The sequence below is a fragment of the Nocardia sp. NPDC003345 genome, from assembly GCF_053589395.1.
Genome location: NZ_JBSFRU010000459.1, coordinates 1 through 3774, shown reverse-complemented (window position 1 = coordinate 3774; position 3774 = coordinate 1). Strand labels below are relative to the sequence as shown.

Below are 3774 nucleotides of genomic sequence, written 5' to 3'. Positions count from 1 at the left end.
CCCGCTTGAGCGCCGCCAGCGCCTCGGCCGACCGCACACCGGTCTTGCAGTGCAGCACGATCTTGCGGTTCTGCGGCAACTCCGACAGCGCTTCGCCGGACAGGATCCGGTCCTTGGGGATCAGGGTGGCGCCCTCGATATGCACGATGTCCCATTCCACGGGCTCGCGGACATCGATCAGTTCCACATCGCCCGCGTCCAGCAGATCCTTGAGTTCGCGTGCGGTGACGGTGGAACCCGCGGCCGCGGCCTGGCCCTCCTCCGACACCACACCGCAGAACGCGTCGTAGTCGATCAGCTCGGTGATCGGCTGCCGATCCGGATCGCGGCGCAGTTTGATGGTCCGGTAGTTCATATCGAGTGCGTCGTACACCATCAGCCGGCCCAGCAGCGGGTCGCCGATACCGGTGATGAGTTTGATCGCCTCGGTCACCATGACCGAACCGATCGAGGCGCACAGCACCCCGAGCACCCCGCCCTCCGCGCACGAGGGCACCATTCCCGGCGGCGGGGCCTCCGGATACAGATCGCGATAGTTGATCCCGCGACCGTCCGGCGCGTCCTCCCAGAACACCGACACCTGGCCCTCGAACCGGTAGATCGAACCCCAGACATACGGCTTACCGGCCAGCACCGCGGCATCGTTGACCAGATAGCGGGTCGCGAAGTTGTCGGTTCCGTCGACGATCAGGTCGTATTCGCGGAACAGTTCCACGGCGTTGTCGGGCTCCAGCCGGATCTTGTGCAGCCGCACATCGATACCCGAGTTGATCTCCAGGATGGAATCCCGGGCGCTGTCGGCCTTGGGGCGGCCGATATCGGATTCACCGTGGATGACCTGCCGCTGCAGGTTCGAGGCGTCCACCTCGTCGAACTCGACGATTCCCAGGGTGCCCACCCCGGCGGCGGCCAGATACAGCAGCGCGGGCGAGCCCAGCCCGCCGGCGCCGATGACGAGCACCTTCGCGTTCTTCAGCCGCTTCTGCCCGTCCATCCCGAGATCCGGGATGATCAGGTGACGGCTGTAGCGGGCGACCTCGTCCCTGCTCAGCTCGGCGGCAGGCTCCACAAGTGGGGGCAGGGACTGCGGTGTTGACACGTCTGTGCACTCCTCGTATCGATATGGCCGGTTGCCCTGTACAACGCCGACGCGCGAACCATTCTTCCCGTGTGGCCGGCCGGCCCGGGACCCGGGCTCAGCCGCGCGGATACGGCCACGGATTGAACCGGCAGGTCTTCCCGTCCATCGGCACCACACCCGATGGGTCGAGGGCCGCGATCTCGTTGTTCGCGGTACCGAAGGTCTGCTGCATCATCACCGGGGCCAATCCGCCGCTGTTCTCACACGGCTGATGCGCGTGGTAGCCGATGGCGTGACCCACCTCATGATTCACCAGATACTGCCGGTAGGAGCCGATATCGCCCTCGAAGGCCGGGGCGCCGCGCACCCAGCGCGCCTCCGACAGCACCACCCGGGCATCGTCGGAGTTGTAGCAGGACGAATCGATGGGGATATCGAACCCGCAGGCCTGGCGGGTGGTCGCCCGCGCGGTCAGCGAGACCCGGAAATCCGGTTCCCCGCGATCGATCCGCTGGAACGCGAACTTGCGGTCGTGGATCCAGCTCTTCGGATTGGCCAGCGTCGAATCGACCATCCGGGCCACCGACTCGTCGCCCCCGAACGCCCGGGTGTCGATCCCGTTCTCGACCTCGACGGTGTAGGTGAAGGTGTACTGCTCCCCCGCCCCCACCCGCGGCGAACCGCCCCCGACGATCCGCCAGGTGCCCTTCCCGGATTCGGTGAACTTCCCGCCGTCGGGCAGCGCGCCCACCGGCAGGTCGTCGGGAAACCGGCCGTCGCCCGGTGGCGCGCCGATCACCCCGGCACTGGCCGGCGGCGGACCGAGCTCGCCGAAGCCGGGCTCGGCCGAATCCGGCGGAGATCCCGAGCCCGCCCGGACCGCGTCCACCACCACGAACGCTGTCAGAATCAGCAACACCGGCAGCGCGTAGGCCCGCCAGCCGAACCGCAGCGGAAAACGCCCGCGGCGACCGCCCCCGGCGACCCTCGCCCCCGAACGCGCGGTGCCCGGATCCCAGTCGGCCCGCAACGGGGCCCGCGGATCTCCCGCGGGTGCCGACCCGGTCTCCGGAGCCACCTCCCGGGCGGCGACCACGAGGTCCGAGTCATGGGGGCGGTGCGCATCGCGCCCGCCGCCGGAGGCGGAACTGTCCGGTCGGTCGGTCACACATTCCAGAGTCTCACAAGCCGCCGGACCCCGGAAAAACGGTGCCGGACCGGTACCGGACACCCCGGCCCTCACACATTCCGGCCACGGGCCGCATCGGTCCGGACCGGAACCGGGTTCCCAGACCCGGGTCGGCAACCGCACAAGATGCGAGTATGGTGCTCGAAAGACCCGGTACACACCCCTTTGCCGGGGAATCGACTGGGAGATCCGAATATGACCGACCTCGTGGACCGGATGACGCCCCGCTCCTCGTCCGGCACCGCCCCCAAACGTGGCACCCGGCTTCCACGTGACGAAAGACGCCAGCAGCTACTAGCGGCCGCCAGCGAGATCTTCGTACTCCGCGGCTACCACGCCGCCGGAATGGACGAGATCTCCCAGTGCGCGGGCGTCAGCAAGCCGGTCCTCTACCAGCACTTCACCAGCAAACTCGAGCTGTATCTCGCGGTACTGCAGAACTACGTCGACATGCTGGTGTCCAGCGTGCGCCAGGCACTGCGCTCCACCACCGACAACAAACAGCGCGTCCGCGCCGCCGTTGCCGCCTACTACGACTTCGTCGACAACGAGATGCAGGGCTTCCGCCTCGTCTTCGAATCCGACCTCACCAACGAACCGCAGGTGCAGCGCCGGGTCGAACAGGCCACCGAAGCCTGCGTCGACGCCGTCTACGACCTCGTAGCCCACGACTCCGGCCTGGACCCCTACCGCGCCCGCATCCTCGCCGTCGGACTGGTCGGCGCCAGCCAGTTCACCGCCAGGTACTGGCTCGAGGCCGACCGCCCCATCCCCAAGGACGACGCCGTCGACACCACCGTCGCGCTCGCCTGGGGCGGCCTCAAACACGTCCCCCTGCACCCCCTGTCCTGAACCGCAGGAAGGCCCCGCCGAATCCGGCGGGGCCTTCCTGCGTCAGGACCGTCAGATCGCAGCGAACCCGACCTTGCCGCCGGTAACGGCACCGATCTCCACATAGGCGACCTTGCTCGCCTGGATCAGATACTTACGGCCCTTCTCATCGGCCAGAGCCAGGACACCACTCGAGTTCGCCAGCGCCTCGGACACCAGCGCCTCGACCTCGTCCGGGGTCTGCGCGCTGGAGATGACGAGTTCACGCGGGCTATCCGAAATACCGATCTTGACCTCCACGGCCAACCTCCGAACTTGTAAGTCCTGTGCTGTCGAAGCAAGGTTATATCGTTGCATCGACCCCTCCACGAAGGGTCGGCTGGAATTTTGGAGCGACCTCTCCGCGAATGTGGGTTGGGAGGTGCCCCTCCGCGAAGAGTGAGTTGAGAGGCGATCTCTCCGCGAAGGTGGGTTCGGAGGTGCCCCTCCGCGAAGAGTGAGTTGAGCGGTGACATCTCCGCGAAGGTGAGTTCGGAGGTGCCCCTCCGCGAAGAGTGAGTTGAGAGGTGACCTTTCCGCGGAGGTGAGTTCGGATGTGCCCCTCCGCGAAGGGTCGGACTGTAATTTTGGAGCGGCTCCGCCGCTCGAGGGTGGGGCCCCGGGGAGCCCGGTT

At 67.3% G+C, this 3774-nt stretch carries 4 protein-coding genes; 1 reads left to right on the top strand and 3 read right to left on the bottom strand.

What is annotated here, in order from left to right; all coding sequences use genetic code 11:
• Together moeZ and ACWDU1_RS30555 are read right to left on the bottom strand one after the other, a co-directional pair.
• A partial coding sequence (gene moeZ / locus ACWDU1_RS30560; protein ID WP_450003789.1) for an adenylyltransferase/sulfurtransferase MoeZ occupies positions 1 to 1099 on the bottom strand: 1099 nt, incomplete at its 3' end.
• A 97-nt stretch (positions 1100 to 1196) separates the two neighbouring features.
• On the bottom strand, positions 1197 to 2249 hold the full coding sequence (locus tag ACWDU1_RS30555; RefSeq protein ID WP_450003788.1) for a DUF3152 domain-containing protein: 1053 nt from the start codon (positions 2247 to 2249) through the stop codon (positions 1197 to 1199).
• Between the two features lie 216 nt (positions 2250 to 2465).
• Here ACWDU1_RS30555 and ACWDU1_RS30550 point away from each other — a divergent pair, with 216 nt between their 5' ends.
• Entirely contained in the window at positions 2466 to 3122 is a 657-nt protein-coding gene (locus ACWDU1_RS30550) for a TetR/AcrR family transcriptional regulator (protein WP_450003786.1), read from the top strand.
• A 51-nt stretch (positions 3123 to 3173) separates the two neighbouring features.
• Here ACWDU1_RS30550 and ACWDU1_RS30545 read toward each other — a convergent pair whose 3' ends face one another.
• A complete protein-coding gene (locus tag ACWDU1_RS30545) occupies positions 3174 to 3401 on the bottom strand; it encodes a DUF3107 domain-containing protein (protein WP_450003785.1) in 228 nt (75 codons plus the stop codon).
• Positions 3402 to 3774 lie beyond the last annotated feature (373 nt).